Source organism: Fretibacterium sp., assembly GCF_057312375.1.
Window position 1 is genome coordinate 1 of the sequence record NZ_DBHLDX010000006.1, and the last position, 19,280, is coordinate 19,280.

The 19,280-nt window shown below is 65.0% G+C and carries 11 protein-coding genes; 9 read left to right on the forward strand and 2 right to left on the reverse strand.

The features are described from left to right. Nucleotides 1-206 precede the first annotated feature (206 nt). The 4 genes from ACO41U_RS01985 to ACO41U_RS02000 all read left to right on the forward strand — a co-directional run bounded on the left by ACO41U_RS01985 (nt 207) and on the right by ACO41U_RS02000 (nt 6,663). Nucleotides 207-1,370: an ImmA/IrrE family metallo-endopeptidase gene (locus tag ACO41U_RS01985; protein ID WP_485941272.1), complete on the forward strand. Its 1,164-nt coding sequence runs from the start codon at nt 207-209 to the stop codon at nt 1,368-1,370. Beyond that, the gene (locus ACO41U_RS01990) at nt 1,367-1,888 is read left to right on the forward strand and encodes a DUF4411 family protein (RefSeq protein ID WP_485941273.1); all 522 of its coding nucleotides are present in this window, start codon (nt 1,367-1,369) and stop codon (nt 1,886-1,888) included. The genes ACO41U_RS01985 and ACO41U_RS01990 overlap by 4 nt, the downstream gene beginning before the upstream one ends. A 447-nt stretch (nt 1,889-2,335) precedes the next feature. Further along, the gene (locus ACO41U_RS01995) at nt 2,336-5,239 is read left to right on the forward strand and encodes a DUF2339 domain-containing protein (protein WP_485941274.1); all 2,904 of its coding nucleotides are present in this window, start codon (nt 2,336-2,338) and stop codon (nt 5,237-5,239) included. A 5-nt stretch (nt 5,240-5,244) separates the two neighbouring features. Further along, nucleotides 5,245-6,663: a DUF3999 family protein gene (locus ACO41U_RS02000; RefSeq protein WP_485941275.1), complete on the forward strand. Its 1,419-nt coding sequence runs from the start codon at nt 5,245-5,247 to the stop codon at nt 6,661-6,663. Nucleotides 6,664-6,816: 153 nt separating this feature from the next. Here the strand turns inward: ACO41U_RS02000 and ACO41U_RS02005 are convergent, their stop codons facing one another. Further along, nucleotides 6,817-9,369, reverse strand: a complete 2,553-nt coding sequence (locus ACO41U_RS02005) for a DNA polymerase (protein ID WP_485941276.1) — start codon at nt 9,367-9,369, stop codon at nt 6,817-6,819. A 190-nt stretch (nt 9,370-9,559) separates the two neighbouring features. Here ACO41U_RS02005 and gltX point away from each other — a divergent pair, with 190 nt between their 5' ends. The 3 genes from gltX (at nt 9,560) to ACO41U_RS02020 (ending at nt 15,568) form a co-directional block, all read left to right on the forward strand. Then, on the forward strand, nt 9,560-10,903 hold the full coding sequence (gene gltX / locus ACO41U_RS02010) for a glutamate--tRNA ligase (RefSeq protein WP_485941277.1): 1,344 nt from the start codon (nt 9,560-9,562) through the stop codon (nt 10,901-10,903). Between the two features lie 213 nt (nt 10,904-11,116). Further along, nucleotides 11,117-13,072, forward strand: coding sequence for a 1,4-alpha-glucan branching protein GlgB (gene glgB, locus ACO41U_RS02015; protein WP_485941278.1), 1,956 nt, complete (start codon nt 11,117-11,119; stop codon nt 13,070-13,072). An 81-nt stretch (nt 13,073-13,153) separates the two neighbouring features. After that, nucleotides 13,154-15,568 (forward strand): DUF3536 domain-containing protein, encoded by a 2,415-nt coding sequence (locus tag ACO41U_RS02020; RefSeq protein WP_485941279.1) that lies wholly within the window; start codon nt 13,154-13,156, stop codon nt 15,566-15,568. A gap of 129 nt (nt 15,569-15,697) precedes the next feature. Here the strand turns inward: ACO41U_RS02020 and ACO41U_RS02025 are convergent, their stop codons facing one another. Beyond that, complete coding sequence (locus ACO41U_RS02025) at nt 15,698-16,312, reverse strand: Type 1 glutamine amidotransferase-like domain-containing protein (protein WP_485941280.1); 615 nt, start codon at nt 16,310-16,312, stop codon at nt 15,698-15,700. A gap of 332 nt (nt 16,313-16,644) precedes the next feature. Here ACO41U_RS02025 and ACO41U_RS02030 point away from each other — a divergent pair, with 332 nt between their 5' ends. Together ACO41U_RS02030 and ACO41U_RS02035 are read left to right on the forward strand one after the other, a co-directional pair. Beyond that, complete coding sequence (locus tag ACO41U_RS02030; RefSeq protein WP_485941281.1) at nt 16,645-17,778, forward strand: adenosylcobinamide amidohydrolase; 1,134 nt, start codon at nt 16,645-16,647, stop codon at nt 17,776-17,778. A 55-nt stretch (nt 17,779-17,833) separates the two neighbouring features. Beyond that, on the forward strand, nt 17,834-19,222 hold the full coding sequence (locus ACO41U_RS02035) for a serine hydrolase domain-containing protein (RefSeq protein ID WP_485941282.1): 1,389 nt from the start codon (nt 17,834-17,836) through the stop codon (nt 19,220-19,222). Nucleotides 19,223-19,280 lie beyond the last annotated feature (58 nt).

The following is a 19,280-nucleotide window of genomic DNA, read 5'->3' on the forward strand; positions in this document are numbered from 1 at the left end:
GCAAGGGGAAGTTAAAAGGAGGTCTTGCTCTCATGCTCAAGCGCCTCGCTCTCTCTTTTCTTGCAGCCCTGCTCCTGGCGGGGGCGGGATAGGGCAAACCAACTTTCTTTCTAACCTCCATGATTCAGATTGCGTTTTTTATTTTTTACAGAGGTATTTTCGCGGACCCAGTGCTATTCTAAAAAGGACGAGAGGGGGTGCGTAAGATGCCGAAAGTTGAAGTGAGTATAAATCCTGGAATCCTGGACTGGGTGTTGTCTCAGCTTTCCAATGCTCTTGCGCCCCAAGACGCTGTGGACACCTTAACGGCATGGAGGGAGGGACGTAAGACTCCGACATTCCACAAGGTGGCAGAACTCAGTAGGAAGATACACATTCCCTTCGGATACTTCTTCATGGAAACACCGCCGGAAGATGAGAATCCTTTGGCGGAATACCGTACTGTTGGCAGTTCGCCCATTCCCCAAGCAAGCCGCGATCTACTGGACACCATCAGTTCCATGACAGACATCCAAGACTGGATGTCCGATTTTTGCCGGGCGGAAGGACGAGACAGGCTGCCCTTTGTGGGACGTTTCAAGGATCATCAAGACGATAAGAACGCCATCGTCCGGGACATCCGCGGTACGTTGGGGCTTGATACGCAGTGGTACAATGCCGTCTCCGACACCTCTGAGGCCTTCAGGGTTTTTCGCGAAAAGCTGCAGGAAGTCGGTGTGCTGGTCATGATGAACGGGATCGTCGGAGGGAATACTCACAGGCCACTTAATCTCTCCGAGTTTCGTGCATTCACGCTGTTAAATGACTACGTCCCCTTGATCTTTATCAACGCCATTGATACTGCCGCAGGACGTTTGTTCTCTCTCGCGCACGAAACCACGCACATCTGGCTTGGCAACAAAAGCCTGTTCAACGCCATGCCGGACAACCAAGAGGACCCCACTTCGGATGAGCAGCTCTGCAATGCCGTGGCCGCGGAACTTTTGGCACCATCGGCAGATTTTCAGAGACGTTGGGAGAATGCCGCAGGCAGCACGGCGCAAAAGGCAAAGGCATTGGCCGATTACTTTAAATGCAGTCCGTTCGTCATTGCCCGCCGAGCATTGGACCATCACAAGATAACGCGCACTCAGTATGCCGGCCTCATAGAAGCATTCACGAAAGAGTGGAGGTCGGGATACAAGGTGAAACAAGGCGGTGGCGGAAACTTTTACAACACCATGGGCAGTCGCCTGGATCACAACTTTCTCAGGGCATTGGCCGCCAGTGTGCGAAGCGGTGAGACGCCGTACACAGAGGCTTATCGATTGACAAAAGCCAGAGGCGACGCTTTTGAAAAGTTGGTGGATATGGCGGGGACGGCGCGATGAGATCGGAAGATTATTTGCTTGATTCTAACTGCTTTATGACAGCCGCAAGGCAATATTACGCTCGTGATTTTGCGCCCGGTTTCTGGAGACAACTTGAGGGCGTGATGGGGCATAAGGATGTCCTTCTGTTGGATATCGTGCGGGAAGAAATAATGAATGGGGGTGACGATCTCGCTACGTGGCTTAAAGAACTTAAAGGGGTCCATTTGCTTCAGCGGAACGACGTCGAGGTTTTTAAGCAGTATACGGATAAGGTTCTGCCGCATATTGGGAATTGTGGGTTTTACAAACAAAATGCCATAAAACGCTGGCATGAGTTTGATATTGCAGACCCGTGGCTTGTTGCCGCAGCTTTGGCGAGGGGTGGCGCCATCGTCACTTTGGAGTTGCCAAAGGGGAGCCGCAACCGCAACCAACCGTCAAGCGCAATAAAAATCCCTGACGTCGCAGCAGACTTAGGGGCTCATTGTATCGACCTTTTTGAATTCATGCGCATAAAGGGGTTCTATTGGGGATAGCTCCGTGGCTATGGGGGGCATTCCCTTCATAAATTTTTAATCAGCTAATCTTGGGCGCCTGCACCCTCTCGCGCCGCTCAGCCAGATAACAATACGGGTACAAAAGCGGGTACCTTGGAACAAAACTTGAACACAACTATTGATAGACAGAGGATTCTTGAATTTTATGTGAATCCTCTGTCCTCCGCCAGTCGTTAAAACCAAGGTTGAAACTGTTTGCGGAAAGCAATCCAGCGAGAAAAAACAGGCATGGCTTGAAGCCTTCCTGAGCCCCCGGTTCAAATACGGAGGCAGACGACAGAGCGCCCCTGCAGGGGGCGCTCTGTCGTCTAACGCCACGCCCCAACGCGCCCTTGGGACCGAGGGAAGCACGACCGGACATGCAGAAGGGCGGCAGTCGTCGTATAATCAATATAGAAAAAATTAAGGAAAGCGAGGTTCAGAGCCATGCTGGTTCTCCTGGTGCTTGCGATCTTCTGGTTGATCCTGGCGCCGTTCCTGATCCTGGAGAAGATAGGCGATGGAACGGAACGCCTGAGCCGCCGCATCACGGCGCTGGAGAAGGCGCTCGACGCGATGCGGCAGAGCTCGATTCCGCAAGAAGCCTCGAAGGAACAGCCCTCCGTCATGCCTCTATCCGAGGTGCAGCCCTCTGCCGACCTCCTGTCCGAGGAGCTGCCGCTGCCGGAGGTGCCGCCCTCCGTCGAGCTTTCCGTGGAAGAAGTGCTGCCCATCGACCTTGAGCTTCCGAAGGCGCCGGAAGTCTCTCTTGAGACGCCGGGCCCCTCCGAAACGCTCCGGGAGACGCCTGGGGAGCCCGCCGTCGAGGAACTCCCCGTCGCAGCAGCAGCCCTCCATTTCAACAGTCTCAACGACCCCAACGATGCCAACGGTGCCCGCGACGGCGTTTCGTCGTCCCGCCAACCCGGCTCCGTCGCCGTCGCGTGGTCCCGCCTCCTCACCTGGCTGATCGACGAGGGGAACATCTGGGTCTGCACGGGCGTGCTCCTCTTCCTCGTAGGGTTCGGCCTGCTCTTCAGCTACGCGGTCCACCTCGGCCTGCTGACCTTGGAGATGCGCCTGACGGGTGCCGCCGTCACGGGACTCCTGATGGTGGCCTTCGGATTTCGTATGAGGCTGAGGCGTCGTGCCTACGCGCTGGTCCTTCAGGGAGGCGGCATGGGCGTGCTCTACCTCGTCGTGCTGGCTGCCGCGAAACTCCATTCGGCCTCCACCAACGTGCCCATCCTGCCGGAGGGGCCGGCCGTTGGGGCGATGCTCTTCCTCTCCGTCGTCACCGTCGTCCTGGCACTGGCGCAGGACTACGAGCCCCTGGCGCTCTTTGCGATCTTGGGCGGCTTTGCCGCCCCCCACCTGCTTCAGGCGGGCGCCCGTAATCATCCCGTAACGCTCTTCTCCATCTGCACGCTGTTGAACTTCGAGATCCTGGTCATCGCGTTCCGACGCCGCTGGCGCCTCCTGAACCGGATGGGTTTCCTCCTCACCGCCGGCATCGCCCTGTTCTGGGGTCAGCGCAACTGGAGGCCCGATCTCCTCTCTGCGGTGGAGCCCTTCCTGTTGATCTTCCTTGCAACCTACACGCTGATCACGCTTCGCTTCGCGATGCGCCGTGCCGAAGGGGAGCCCTTCGATGCCGCCGATATGCCCCTGACCGTCCTCGTCCCCTTCGTCTTCTTCTTCCTGCAGTCCCACGCAGCGGGACACCTCGCCTACGGCACGGCCTCGACCTGCCTGGGGCTTGGGGGGTGGTACCTGATCTTAGGGGTCTGGCTGCGCCAAAGAGGGGAGCGGTATCAGCCCGTGGTCTGGCGCCTCTTTGCCGCGCTGAGCATCCTGTTCTCGAACCTCGTCCTCCCTTACGCCTTCGAGCGCGTGCTCTCGTCCGCCGTGTGGGCGGCCGAAGGGGCGTTCCTGGTCGTCGCAGCCTGTCGTTACGGAAGCCTGAAAGCCCTGCTGGGCGGAATTCTTCTGCAGTTCGGGGCCCTCTGCCTCTACGCCCCCGAACTGGTTCGGGTCGACCTGACGGTCGATTCGGCGCTGAGCCCGATCCTCGCCAGCGGCGTCCTGTTCGCTGCCGCCCTCTGGTGCAGTGGCTTCTGGGTTATGCGCTTCCGGCTGCGGGAGGAAGACCTCCCTCATGGAACCCGATGGGAACGCCAGGCGTCGGACTTTCTCCGTTCAAACGTACACTCGGCCTGCGTCGTCTTATCCTGGGTTCTGACGGGTACAGGGGCCTTGTGGTGGTGGGGGACCATGGGCGACCAGGTGCCCCGCATAGGGCTCCCCTGGCTCTCGGCCTTCCCGGTCGTCTGCCTGACCGCCCTGGCCGCCTGTTGGACCTCCCTGCGCCTCGACTGGCGTGCGGCCCAACTCCTCCTGTTCGGCCCGCTGATCGCCGGCATCCTTTGGGTCTTCGAGACGCTGCCTTTCGTCCTGCGCCCCGTGACCCTGGACTTCTTCGGCATCGGGCGCAGCCTGACGGCGAGCGCCATCGTCTACGCGGCGACGATCGGGCCGTCGCTTCGCCTGCTGTACCAAACGAAGGCCGGCTTTCGAGGCATCGAAATCTTCCACTTCGCCGCAATCCTCGTGGGGCTGAGGCTGGCCGACATGGCCCTGGAGCAATGGGGGTTCCGCTGGGGAGGGGACTGGGCGCAGTTGCTCTCGCTCCTGCCCCTGGCGGCGCTGTTGCTCCACGTGTCGCGGGCGCGGGAGCGCTCGGCCTTCGCGGGGAGCCCCAAATCCCTGGCCTTTGCCACAGCGCTTCCCCTGCTGCTGCAACTGCCCGCTTTCGTCGACAGCTTCAAGTGGAAGGGGACCGCCGTCGGCGGGCTGTTCGTCCCCCTGTTGAACCCCCTCGAACTGTGGCAGGCGATCTTCATCCTGTCCTGCGTCCTCTGGTTCCGCTGTTCCTTCGTCAAGGACGGCCGCCCGTCCCGTCCCCTGCGGCAGGGGCTCTGCGGGTTCCTGTTCGTCTGGATCAACCAGGTCGCCGCGCGGGCGGCGTGGTGGTACTCGGGCGAGGCCTTTACCTCGATCTGGATGGTGCTGAGGACGTCGCACTGTCAGGGGATCGTCGCCATCCTGTGGGGCGTCCTTGGCCTCGCGGGTATCCTTCAGGGGAAGCGATTGAGAAGCCGTTCGCTCTGGCGTGCGGGCGCGGGGCTGCTGGCCGCGGACATGGTCAAACTGTTGCTCGTCGATCTGAACCGCAGCGCTACCCTGACCCGTATCTTTGCCTTTCTGGTGCTGGGAGGCCTGTTTCTGCTGATCGGCTGGGCCGCGCCGCTGCCTCCCAGGGAGACGGTTGCAGATCAAGGGAAGGAGTGAGAACGATGCTCAGGAGCGAGTTGCCGGCGCGTCGGGCAGCGACATTCCTGCTGGTGCTGATCTTCCTGCTGCCCTGCGGGGCCTGGGGCGCGATCCCCCAAAAGCCGGTTTTGCTGGAAGATTTCGTTCATGCGAACGAGTTGACGGGGCAGGAGCTTGGCGGAGCGTTCTGCAGGGTCTCCATCCCTCAGGAGGTCTACGGCGGGCTGGTTCAGTCTCAGAACTGCGACCTTGCCGTCTTCGACTCGACCGGAGAGGTCGTCCCCTTCGTCGTGATCTCGGAGGCCGCGAACTCCGAAGCGCCGCCGGCGCGCGTCGAGGCGTCCGTGCCGTTCTTTGAGCTCCCTCAAGAGGACGGAGGGGGCGCGGAGAGGGCTTTGCTCGCGGACCTCTCCGTTCGGGTCGACGCGGACGGCCGCATCGTCGCGCTTCGGGAACGGCGCCCGCACGATGGCGGGGCCGACCGCAGCTATCTCCTGGACCTCGCCGCCATCGCGTCGGGCGGGGCTCCAGGCTCGTACCGGCTGAACCTCCAGACCGCCGGGGAGGCGGCACTGAACGCAAAGGCCGACGTCCTCCAGAGCGAAAACCTGCGGGACTGGAACGCGGTGTGTTCCGACATGCCCCTGCTCCGACTCCGCAGGGGGGACGCGCGCCTCGACAGAAGCGAGATCGAGCTGCCCCGGCGTCCAGGCCGCTACCTTCTGTTGAGGGTGCGCGGCGTGGACCCGACCTTCGCGCTTGCGGAGGTGCGCTGTTCCCGTTTGCTGCAGCGGAGGGCGTCCGAGGACGGGAGCGCCGAGTTCGACGGCGTGGCCACCCCGGACCACCGGGCGGTGGAGTACGACCTCGGTGGGGCGTTCCCCGTCACGCAGCTCGACTTCGTCCTGCAGGAGTCGGGGTTGTATGGGGCGCGTTGCTCCTCCCGCCCCGACCCGGGGACGCCGTGGCGCGCCGCCGGGTCGGCGGTGCTCTTCAGGGTGCGCGAGGCGGGGACCCTCCGGACGAATGCCGCCATGAGCGTTGGCCGGCGTGAAGACCGCTACTGGCGTCTGGACTTCGATCGGGATTTCTCCGCGGCGCCGCCCCGGCTGAGGGTGGGATGGCATTCCGGCACCCTGTACTTTCTGGCCCAGGGCCGGGCCCCGTGGATACTGGCCTACGGCAGCGCCCGAAAAGACCTGGAGCTGCAGAGCCCGTACCTGCTTCAGGACGTGCGGCCGAGCGCCGCCGTGGAGGCGAAGGTCGGCGTGCCCGTGGACCCCAGTCCGGCGGGAGAGGGCCTGCGGGCCGGCCGCGACCGTCCGGACGGCGAATGGCAGCGTCGGCTGGTGTGGGGCCTTCTGCTCCTGGGGGCGGTGCTGCTCTCCACGATCGCATGGAAGCTGCTGCGCTCCGGACCGGGTGCGGGAAACCGGGACTAGATAAACGTAGCGGGCTCGGAAACTGAACGCCTCGACTTCAGAGGATGCCCCTCCGGTTTGCTGACGCGGACCACCTCCCCTTTCAGGGGAGGCAAAAATGAAGAAGCGCGTTTTTCAGGCTCCCCGAAGGGGGCGTGAGGGGTTGTTTCGGCCCTACGCCTCTGCCAAGGAGCTCCCCGTCTTCAGCTGCACCTCGAGGGGCAGGGAGAGGGTGGCGGCGTTCATCATGATCTCCCGGAGCGAGCGCCCCACCTCCTCCGCCCTGGCGGCGGGGCACTCGCAGACCAGCGAGTCGTGGACCTGAAGAAAGAGGCGCACCTCCCCGTCGTGGCGGAACGCGCGGTCGAAGTCCACCATGGCCTTGCGGGCGATGTCCGCCGCCGTGCCTTGGATGGGGGTGTTCACCAGCACCCGGTCCAGCCCTCCCCGGCCCGGCGCGGTCACCTCGTCCACGGGCCGAATCCGCCCCGCCAGCGTGCGGGCGAAGCCGGCCGCGTGGGCCTCCTTCACGATGTCCTTCAGGAAGCTCTGCACACCGGGCAGCGCTTCGAAGTAGCGCTTCACGATCATGGAGGCCTCCCCGCGGGGCATGTCCAGCCGTTCCGCCAGGCCGAAGGCACTCATCCCGTAGAGCAGGCCGAAGTTGATCATCTTCGCCACGCGCCGCAGCTCCGGCGTCACGAACTCCGGCGCCATGGAGAAGACCCAGGAGGCCGTCTCCCGGTGGATGTCCCGCCCGTTCCGGAAGGCCTCGACGAGGCGGGGCTCCCTCGACATGTGCGCCAGGACGCGCAGCTCGATCTGGGAGTAGTCCGCGGCCACGAATACGTTTCCCTCCCGCACGGGGACGAGGCCCTGCTTGATGCGTTCCGCCCACTGGCCGAAGGCGGGGATGTTCTGCAGGTTGGGGTCCCGGCTGCTGAGGCGTCCCGTGCCCGTGAGGGCGGGCTCGAAGGTGGTGTGGATGACGCCCTCCCCCTCCTCCGCCGCCTTCTGAAGCGGCACCACGAATCCGCTCTGCATCTTCGAGAGCTCCCGGTGCTCCAGCAGCAGGGCGGGCACCTCGCCTCCGGGCAGGCGGGCCAGGTGCTCCAACACGGCCGCACTGGTGGAGAAGCCCGTCTTTCCCTTGGTCTTCCCCTCCGGCGCGAAGCCCAACCGGACGAAGAGGAGGTCCGCGACCTGCTTCGGCGAGTTCAGGTTGGCGGCTGTCCCCGCCATGTCCTCCACCTGGACCTCGATGGCGCGGATCCGATCCGCCAGCTCCTCCTGAAGCGCAGCGAAGCGGGAGGGGTCCAGCCGCACGCCCCAGCGCTCCATTCTGAGCAGGACCGGAATGAGGGGCAGGTCGATCCCTTCCATCACGTCGCGCAGCCCATGGTGTCGGGCGATGGCCGCGTCCAGCCCCTGCCGCAGCCGGAAGAGCGCGGGTGCCGGGGCCTCCCCCTCCGCAATCAGCGACGGGAACGTCTTCTCGGCGACGTCCGGGTGCAGCAGGTAGTGCGCCGTCCGCAGGTCCCACACCCCGACCTCCGGGACCGTCAGGCCGCGCGCGGCCATCGCCTTGCCGTCGTATAGCAGGAGCTCCGCCGGTCGCACCCGTTCCAGGAGGGCCAGCGCCTCCTCCCCGGAGCAGTCCGCGGCCCTGCCGTCCTCCGCGGCGACCTGCACCCGCCCGTCCTGCAGGGGGGCCATGGCCAGGACGGGCGGCCCCTGGGTACAACAGGCTTCCGCCAGCTCCGCCAGGGGCACGAACCGGACCTCCGGCCCCGCCGCAGGAGCCGCTTGGGTCGGCCCCGCCATGATGCGGCGGGCCACCTTCCTGAGCGCCAGACGTTCCGCGAGCGCCAGCGCGGCGGCGGGGTCCGCAGGGGCACTGAGGCACCGATCGAGGTCCAGGGGAACGTCGAGGCGCAGGCGGATGAGGTCGCGGGACCGCTGAGCCGCTTCGAGGCCGGAGGCCTCAAGCTTCTTTCGCACGGCGGGTCGGACCTCGCTCAGCCCGTCGAAGACCGCCTCCAGCGTTGGCCATCGGGAGATCAGCTCCCCGGCGGTCTTCTCGCCGATGCCGTCCACCCCCGGCACGTTGTCCGCCTTGTCGCCCAGGAGGGCCAGGTAGTCTGGAACGGAGGAGGGGGAGAAGCCCTTCTCCGCCTCGAAGTCGGCGACGCTGTAGATCTCGGCCGACGAGACGCCGCTCTTGAGGGGCCGCATGATCAGGACCCCTGGCCTCAGAACCTGCATTAGGTCCTTGTCCGACGAGAGGAGCACCGCCTGCCATCCCTTCTCCGTCGCCCTCAGGGCCAGGGAGGCCATGACGTCGTCCGCCTCCACGCCGCTTTGGATCAGCAGGGGGTACCCCATGAGGCGCAGCAGCTCCTGAAGCAGGGGTACCTGGGCCTTGAACTCCTCCGGGCTCGGCTTGCGCGTGGCCTTGTACTGGGGCAGCATCTCGTGGCGGAACGTGGGGCCCGGCGCGTCGAAGGCCACGGCCACGGCGCGGGGCCTCACCTCCTCCTCCGCGAAGGACAGCATGTTCATGAAGCCCGTGAGCACGCCCGTCGGCGTTCCGTCCGGCGCGCTGAGCTCCTGACGCTCCATGGCGTAAAAGGCCCGGTAGGCCAGGCCGTGCCCATCCACGATCAGAAGCCTGTCCCGCCCCGCGTCGATCCTCTCGTCTATCCTGTCGCCTATGCTGTCGTGCATCGAACCCCAGAGACCTCCGTCCAAAGCGCTTTCGGGGACCGGCCCCCTCCCGTCGGGGGCTTCACGGCCCTTCCCCACTTGCGCTATAATCTTTTAAGATACCATTATAGAGGATATCCGCCGCATCCGGCCACGAGCGCCGCCGGAGCGGCCGTGCCGAATCCACGCTGTGGACATTGGAGGAAGGATCATGACGGAGAACAAAAACGTGCGGGTGCGCTTTGCGCCCAGCCCAACGGGGGCCCTGCACATCGGGGGCGGGCACACCGCCCTGTTCAACTGGCTGTGGGCCCGCCACACGGGGGGACGCTTCATCCTGCGCGTCGAGGACACGGACCGGGCCCGCTCGACGAAGGAATACGAGGAGACCATCATGTCCGGCATGAGGTGGCTGGGGCTGGACTGGGACGAGGGCCCGGACCGGGGCGGCGACTACGGTCCCTACCGCCAGTCCGAGCGACTGGACCTGTACCGGCAGTACGCCCGGCAACTGCTGGACGAGGGCAGGGCCTACCGCGACGGGGAGGCCATCGTCTTCAAGGTGGAGCCCGGGCAGGACGTGTCCTTCGACGACTGCGTCTACGGGCGCATCGAGAGCATGAGCGACGGGCTGAAGGAGAAGGACACCGGAAAGCTCAAGGACATCGTCCTCATCAAGAGCGACGGAATGCCCACCTACAACTACGCCGTCGTGGTGGACGATCATCTGATGGCCATCACCCACGTCATCCGGGGCGAGGACCACATCTCCAACACGCCAAAGCAGATCCTCATCTACCGCGCCCTGGGGTGGGAAACGCCGCGCTTCGCCCACCTGCCCATGATCCTGGGCAAGGACAAGAAGAAGCTGAGCAAACGGCTGGGGGCCACGAGCGTCTACGAGTACCGGGACATGGGGTACATGCCGGACTCCGTGTTCAACTTCCTGGCGCTCCTGGGCTGGTCCGCCGGCGACGACCACGAGATCTTCACGCGCCAGGAGGCCGCGGACCTCTTCGAGCTGTCGCGCGTCACCCGCAAGCCCGCGGTGCTGGACGTGGACAAGCTGAACTTCATCAATCAGGAGCACCTGAAGCGGCTGGACCCCATGACGCGCCTCGCCATGGTGCGCCCCTTCTGGGAGGCCATGGGGCTGCCGGTGAAGGAGCACGGCGACGAGTGGCTGGCCGGGGCCCTCACCCTGATGGAGGGACGCGGCCGCACGGCCAAGGAGATGGCGGAGTTTTCGGACTACTTCCTGTCCTTCGAGCCGGTGAAGGCCCGCTGGGACGGCAGTGCCCTCACGGCGGACGAGCGGGGGCTCTTGAAGGAGTTCTTCTCCGCCATGACGGGCCTGGCCGACTGGACGCCCGCGGGCCTTGAGGCCTTTGCGCGGAGCTGGACCGCCGAGCGCAACGTGAAGATGAAGGACTGCGCCATGCCCCTGCGCTGGGCGCTGACGGGCATGAAGGTCAGCCCCGGCATCTTCGACGTGGCCGTTCACCTGGGACGGGACGAGGTGAAGCGGCGCCTGTCCCACTATGGGTTGAATTAAAATGGGGCTACGCCCCAATCCCCACGCGCTTCGCGCGGCCTGATGAAGTTTCAGCCACTAAAGGGAGCCCATACGGTTGACAGTTCTCAACGACTTAATCAGGGTTTCCTTAGTGCCAGACCGCTTCCGGCGGGATTAAAGAAAGGGCTCATGGCACAGCTGTTCCTTCGCACGCTGCCGTCAGCTGTTCCGAAAACGAGGAAGGAGACGGCCATGAAACAGCAGAACGCAGTGCGTTACGGTGTTTCCCCCCTGACCGACTACGACATCTTCCTGTTCAAGCAGGGGACCCACTACAGCCTCTACAACAAGATGGGAGCCCAGAGGTTTGCGGACAAGGACGGGACGGAGGGCGTGGCGTTCTCCGTGTGGGCGCCCAACGCCCAGGAGGTCAGCGTGGTGGGCGGCTTCAACGGCTGGACCCCCGGTGCCCACCCGCTCTCCCCCCGCTGGGACGGGAGCGGCATCTGGGAGGGCTTCGTCCCCGGCCTCAAGAGGTGGGACCTCTACAAGTTCCACCTCAGGAACAGCCGGGGCGAGGAGAAGGACAAGATGGACCCCTTCGCGCGCTCCTTCGAGGTGCCGCCCCGAACCTCCTCCGTCGTCCACTGGCCTGAGTACGAATGGGGCGACGGCGACTGGATGCGGGCCCGGCCGAAGAACCTCTCCCTCTCCGCCCCCTGGTCCGTCTACGAGGTCCACCTGGGCTCCTGGCGGCGCCACTGGGACAACGGCCTCTCCCTCTCCTACCGCGAGATGGCGGAGGAGCTCCCCGTCTACTGCACGGATATGGGCTTCACGGCCGTGGAGTTCCTGCCCGTGATGGAACACCCCTTCTACGGCTCCTGGGGGTATCAGATGCTGGGCTTCTTCGCCCCGACGAGCCGGTACGGGACGCCGGAGGACTTCATGGCCCTGGTGGACGCCCTGCACCAGAGCGGCATCGCCGTGATCCTGGACTGGGTGCCCAGCCACTTCCCGACCGACGACTTTGGCCTGGCCCGCTACGACGGCACGGCGCTCTACGAGCACGAGGACCCGCGCAAGGGCTACCACCCCGACTGGGGCAGCTACATCTTCAACTACGGCCGCAACGAGGTGCGCAGCTACCTCATCTCGAGCGCCGCCTTCTGGATCGACCAGTACCACGCGGACGCGCTGCGCATCGACGCCGTGGCCTCCATGCTGTACCTGGACTACTCCCGCAAGGAGGGGCAGTGGACGCCCAACGTCTACGGCGGGCGCGAGAACCTGGAGGCCATCTCCCTGCTCCAGGACCTGAACCGCGAGCTCTACGGGAGGTTCCACGACGTCCAGACCATCGCGGAGGAGTCCACGGACTGGCCCATGGTCACACGGCCCGTGTTCCTGGGCGGGCTGGGGTTCGGCATGAAGTGGAACATGGGCTGGATGCACGACACCCTGGACTACATGAGCCTGGAGAGCGTCTACCGCGCCTGGCACCAAAACCAGCTGACCTTCAGCATCTGGTACGCCTTCTCCGAGAACTTCATGCTGCCCCTGTCCCACGACGAGGTGGTGCACGGCAAGCGCTCTCTCATGAACAAGATGTCGGGCGACTGGTGGCAGAAGCGGGCGAACCTGCGCCTGCTCTATGGCTACATGTGGACGCACCCCGGCAAGAAACTGCTCTTCATGGGCTGCGAGCTGGGGCAGGGTCTGGAGTGGAACAACGACGCGGCGCTCGAGTGGCACCTCCTGGACAAGCCGGAGTTTCGCGGCATCCAGCAGTGGGTGCGCGACCTGAACGGCGCGCTGAAGCGGTACCCCCCGCTCCATGAGCGGGATTTCAACCCGGCGGGCTTCCGGTGGGTGGACTGCACCGACTGGCAGCAGAGCGTCCTCGTCTGGCTGCGCATGGGCGAGCGCAAGGACGAATACGTCCTCTGCGCAGCGAACTTCACGCCGGTGCCCCGCGAGGGCTATCGGGTGGGGGTCCCCTGCGGTGGCTTTTGGCGCGAGGTCCTGAACAGCGACGCGACCGTCTACGGCGGAAGCGGCATGGGCAACAAGGGCGGGATGGAGGCGGAAACGATCCCCTGCCACAACCTGCCCTGCTCGCTCCCCCTCACCCTTCCGCCCCTGGCGATCGTGGTCTTTCACTTCACGGGGGCTCCGTCCTCCGGAGAACCTCAGGGGAGGGCGTAGGGCGGGGCTCCCTGCCCGTCCCTCAGGCCGCGGGACAAGGGAACCGGTCCCTTCATTCCGAAAGGAGCTGCAATCTGCACCATGCCTCGTTACGTTTGTATTCACGGCCACTTCTACCAGCCGCCGCGCGAGAACCCGTGGCTTGAAACGGTGGAGCTTCAGGAGTCGGCCGCGCCGTGGCACGACTGGAACGCCCGGATCGCCGCCGAGTGCTACAGCCGCAACGCCGCCTCCCGGATTCTGAACGACGGCGGAAAGATCGTCAAGATCTGCAACAACTACTCGCGCATGAGCTTCAACTTTGGGCCGACGCTGCTCTCGTGGCTTCAGGAGAACGACCCGCTGTGCTACGACGCCATCCTGGAGGCCGACGCCATCGGCGTGCGCCGCTTCTCAGGCCACGGCCCCGCCATGGCCCAGGTCTACAACCACGTCATCATGCCCCTGGCGAATCGACGCGACAAGGAAACCCAGGTGATCTGGGGCATAGCGGACTTCGAGAAGCGCTTCCGCCGCAGGCCTGAGGGCATGTGGCTGGCGGAGGCCGCCGTCGATACGGAGACCCTCGAGGTGCTGGCGGAGCACGGCATCCTCTTCACGGTGCTCTCCCCCTATCAGGCGGACTCCGTGCGCCCCTGCGGCGGGGGCGTGTGGCAGGACGCAAAGGGAGGCCGTATCGACACCACCCGACCCTACCGCTGCAGCCTCCCATCGGGCCGCAGCATCGCGCTCTTCTTCTACGACGGCCTCCTGTCCCAGAAGATCGCCTTCGGGGGGATGCTGGACAACGGCGAACACTTCGCCCGTCAGCTCATCGAGGCCCACCCGGACCGCGGCTTCCCCCTCCTGTCCCACGTGGCCACGGACGGCGAGTCCTATGGGCACCACCACGACCACGGGGACATGGCCCTGGCCTACTGCCTCGAGACGGTGGACCGCTCCAGGGACGCGACGCTCACCGTCTACGGCGAGTACCTGGCCTTCTACCCGCCGGACTGGGAGGTCCGCATCATTGAGAACTCCTCCTGGAGCTGCGCCCACGGCGTGGAGCGCTGGCGCAGCGACTGCGGGTGCAGCACGGGGACGCCCGGATTCCATCAGAGGTGGCGCGCCCCCCTGCGTCGCGCCATGGACATGCTTCGGGACGAGCTCATCGCGCCCTTCGAGCGGGAGGCGGGGAAGCTCCTCAAGGACCCGTGGGAGGCCCGCAATCGCTACATCGACCTGATCCTGGACCGCACGCCGGAGCGCGTGGAGGACTGGCTGAAGCAGAACGCTTCCCGCTCCCTGACGGACGAGGAGCGCGTTCGCGCCATCTCCCTCCTGGAGATGCAGCGGGCTGCGCTCCTGATGTTCACCAGTTGCGGCTGGTTCTTCGACGAGGTGTCCCGCATCGAGCCGGTGCAGGTCATGCGCTACGCGGCACACGCCATGGAGCTGGCGGACCGGTTCCTGGGCCGCGACCTGGAGCCGGCGTTTCTGGACCTCCTGAGCGAGGCCCCCAGCAACGTCCCGGAGCTGAAGAACGGGGCCAAGGTCTACGAGCTCCTGGTGAAGCAGGGGCGCGTTGACATGCCCCAACTGGCCGCCTACTACGGCATCACCTCCCTCCTTCAGGGCTTCAGGCAGAGCTTCCGGGAGGGGTGCTGGAACCTGGCGGGGAGTACCCTCATCCTGCGGGACAACTCGGAGGACGCCTCCGCCTTCTCCGCGGGGACGGTGCGCGTCACCTCCCGCATCACCGGGGAGAGCAGCGCCTTCCTGTTCGCCGCCAACCATCGGGGCGGGATATCCCTCCTCTGCGGCGTGACGCCGGAGAAGGAGATGCGCCCCGTCTCCAACCAGGAGGCTCTGGAGTTGAGGCGCCTCTTTGCTCCCGCCATGGAGAGGCCCATGGTCGATCGCTTCGGCTACACGCTGTACTCCCTGAGGCACATCCCTGCGGACGCCCAACGCTGCCTGCTGGACGAGCTCTTGAAGCAGGACGTACAGCGCATCGAGGCCGTGGTGCGCAGCATCGTGCAGAACTATGACCAGCTCCTGGAGTACATGGCGACCCTGGAGGTGCGCCCGCCCGAGATCATCGCCTCCGCGGCGAAGATCGTCATGACTGCCTCCCTCCTGGACATCCTGAGGCAGGACCTCCCGGACTTCGAGGCCCTGAACCGCATCCTGTCCCTGTCGGTCCAGCGCCAGATCGCGCTCCGGTCCGACCGGCTCTGCTTTGCCGTTTCGGAGTGGCTCAAGACGCGCACGATGCGCCTGTGCGGCAACCCCCTGGACCTTGAGCAGGTCCGGGCCGCGACGGATATGGTGCGGACGTTTCAGGAGGGCTTTCAATGGCGCCTGAGCCTCTACGACGCGCAGAACCTCTACTACGAGATGCTTCGGCGCTGGCGCGGCGAGCTCTGCGCCGCCCCGGCGGACCTGAGAGAAGCCGTCTTTGCGCTTGGCCGTCAGCTGCAGTTCTCGGAGGAGTTTTTGAAGGGAAGCTGAACGGGAGAGCCCTAGACGTTTTTCGAGCGACCGCTCCCCTTCCTGAAAATTTCAGGCGCATGACGGGTTAAACCAGGGGAGCGGTTTTTGTCCCATGGGTGGCGTTGAAAACCCGAACGGGAATCAGCCCTACTCTTCGAGTTTCACGCTGTAGCCATTCCCATCGACGACGACGGCTTCACGATTGTTCAGCGGGACCAGGTTCAATTCCTCGCCATACCTGGCAATGGTTTCGGCAGCAGCCTCGACGAAGGGAAACTCGCCGCTGTGCGGCAGGACGCAATAATCGACGAGGCCAAGTCCGGAGCAGTCTTCAAGCTCGACAGCGATGGACCTGTCGTCCATGATTTGGCTGTATTCGACGTTGTGGGCAGCGATGATTGCCCCTGCCGATTCTCCTACGTACAACATGCCGTCCTTCACCCTGCTTTTGATGACCGTGACGAGCCCTTTTTTCTTCAACTCCTGCAGCAGGTAGAAGGTGTTTCCTCCGGAAACGTAAAGACAACGGCAGGCCTTGATCATCGAAAGCGCTTCCTCCGGCTCCGCCTTGGAAACGTCGAACATCCTCAGCTCGAAGCCCATTTCCTGAAATGCGGCGATCGCTTCATCGACGTAGCCTCGATATTCCTCAACGTTCGCCGCGGTAGGCACAAAGACGATCTCCCTGGGCTGCAACTCCGACAAAAAATCGTTCACGAGGTTTTTCGTTCCGGCGAGATAGGACGTCAAAAACAGCTTCATGGGTTTCCTCCAGATTGTTCTCAAATTTGGCTGCGCGATCTCAGGCGTTCCGGTAGCGCTCCCGCTCGTTCAACGCGCAGGGACGCCCCCGGCTTGCCCAGGAACAGTGTACGCCTCCCGGTATCCAATGTGAAGCCTCTATCAAATCCTAGTGCCATGAGGCGGGGAAACTGTACGGCCCGCGCCGCAAGGGCACGCTCTGGACGTTCGGAACGACGAGTTTGTCTGGGGTATAATTTGACCCGGAGGTGGACAGGATGACCTCTGTCGATATGGCCTTATGGCCCGCAAAGAAACTGGAGTTTCCGTTTCCCTTGGGGGACGCTTTTTGAATGAAGGTCTGGAGCTCGGCGTGCGGCGACGTGGCGAGGCGCCTGGGGGAGGCGGGCCGGGCCGCGGTGCTGACCTTCGGAGGGCCACGCCGCGTTCTGAGCACGTCGCCCTTCAACGGTGGCCTGCGCACGGACCTGCGGCAGGCCTTCAACTACAGCTACAGCATCAAGGGCGGCGAGTACTGCACGATGCGGGCTCCGACCTATGCCGAGCACCTGGCCCTGATCGCGCGGGAGATTGGGCTGGACCCCGCCGTCAGCGTCGGACTCTCCACCTCCGCCGGGATGGGGCACATGGCGATCCTGGAGGACGGCTGGGGCTCCGCTGAGGTCACTGCGCTGGTGACCGCCGGGCTCGACGTCAACGCGGGGCGCTCCGGCGACCCGGCCGACTGGGACGAGGAGGCGGAGCGTCGCTCCGCCTCCCCAGCGGGGACGGTCAACGTCATCCTGCACTTCAACTGCGACCTCAGCGAGGGGGCGTTGACCCGCGCCCTGATCACCCTGACGGAGGCGAAGGCCGCTGCCCTTCAGGAGCTGGCCGTCCCCAGCCGCTACTCCCACGGCATCGCGACGGGGTCGGGGACGGACGGCGCCATCGTGGTGGCCAACGCAGCGAGTTCCCTGCGCCTCACCGACACGGGGAACCACAGCAAGCTGGGCTCGGCGGTGGGGCGCGTGGTGAAGGCCGCGGTGAAGGAGGCCCTGCGGCTGCAGAGCGGCCTGACGCCTCAGAGCCAGCACGGCGTCCTGCGGCGCACGGAGCGCTTCGGGGTGACGGAGGAGTCGTTGTGGGCGCGCTATCGCCGCGGGGGCGGAGCGCTGGACCGCGCGCGCTTCGCCGCGGCTCTGGCGGGGCTAGATGCCCGAGACGGCCTGCTGGCCCCCGTGTCCTTGGTCGTGCACCTGATGGACCAGGCGGAGTGGGGGCTGCTCTCCCCCGACGAGGCGCTGTCCGCTGCGCGGGGGCTTCTGGCGACGATGGGCGTCTGCGCCGCCCCTCTAGGAGCAGCCCATGACGCTGCGGAGGCCGTGGCCCTCATCGCGGGGGCGGTGTCGGACGCTCTGGTCCGGCTTGCGGTGGACAGCGGGAATTCCTGCGAGGGGCCCCTTGCGGGCAACGGCGCGGGATGATACTTGGATACGATGAAAGGCCGGTCCCTGTCGTGGGCGGCGGAGGAGGAGCTTGATGAGCTTGAACAGCGATCTTGAGCGTCGGTACGAGGAGTATCTGGCGGAGGTGATGGAGGTTCACCGCGCCCGGGGCGTCGCCGTGGCCGTGATCGACCGGGTGGGGCGCACGCTTTGGCAGAAGTTGGCCGGATACCGCGACGCGGAGCGCCGCCTGGCGATCGACGAGGACACGATCTTCGGGCTGGCGTCCATCACAAAATCCTTCACTGCCCTGGTGATGACGCAGTTGGCCGAGCGGGGCTCTCTCTCCCTTCAGGACCCGATGTCGGCCCATTGCCCCTCCTTCAAGGACACGGGCCCGAACCCCGTGAGGCTGGCCCATCTCCTGAGCCACAGCGGCGGGTACTTCCCCCTGCCGCGGACGACGCTGGAGCCCGTGGCGAAGGAGTTGGGATTCCCGCTTGACGGTCCGGAGGACCCGGCCTTCAGCGACGAGCTGGCCCGTGCGGGCGTCGACAGGGTGGCGGGGGCCATGAGCGCCGCGTCGGAGCGCATCGGCGAGCCGGGGGAGTACATGAGCTACTGCAACGATGGATACGGCCTCCTGGCTGAGGTCATCCACCGCGCAAGTGGGGCGGACAGTTACGCTGCCTGCGTGAGGCGGGAGGTCCTGGAGCCCCTGGGGATGACCCGCAGCTCCTGCGAGTTTCTGCGCCCCGCGCAGGACGCGAACGTCGCGAAGCTCTACTCCGAGGCGGCGCCGGAGGGGGACCTGAACTTCTGTCGCAACGCCTTCGTCCTCATGGGCGGCGGTGCGATGAAGTCCACTCTGGCCGACATGAAGAAGTACCTCCGCATGTACCTGAACGAAGGGGCCATTGATGGAGGCGGCCGTCTGGCTTCCGCCAGGGGCGTCCGCGCCATGTGCCGCCCGCGCATCCCAACGCGCAGCCAGCAGTTCTATGGCTACGGGCTCTCCATCAGCTTCCTTGAGGACGTCACGGTGATCCGCCACGGCGGCAGCCTGCCCGGCGTGTCGTCGCATATGGCCTGGTCTCCGGAGCTGGAGCGCGGCGCCATCGTGCTGTGCAACACGGAGGACGTTCCCGTGTCCCTGCTGGCGGACGCGGCGCTGCGGCTCTCCATGGGACTTGATCCTCGACCGGCGAGCCGCTGGCGTAGCTGTCCCTGGACGGACGCGACCCTTCGCTCCGCCTGTGGACGGTACGAGTCGGGGGAGGGCGCGGACATCCTGATGGAGCGCGACGGAGAGGGCGTCGCCGCCACAAACAGCGGCAAGGCAATGGAGGTCCTCATGGTCCACCCCTTCCGGGCGGTGTTGAGGTCCGGCCTGTCCGAGACGGAGTTTCGGCTCTACTTCGGCGAGGACGGGGAGGTGTGGGGCGCCCGGCTGGGGGACCGCATCGTCAAAAAACGGTCCTGAAGCGCCGGCGACCGACGGGCGAAACGACAGGGGCCTGGGCAAACGCCCGGGCCCCCTC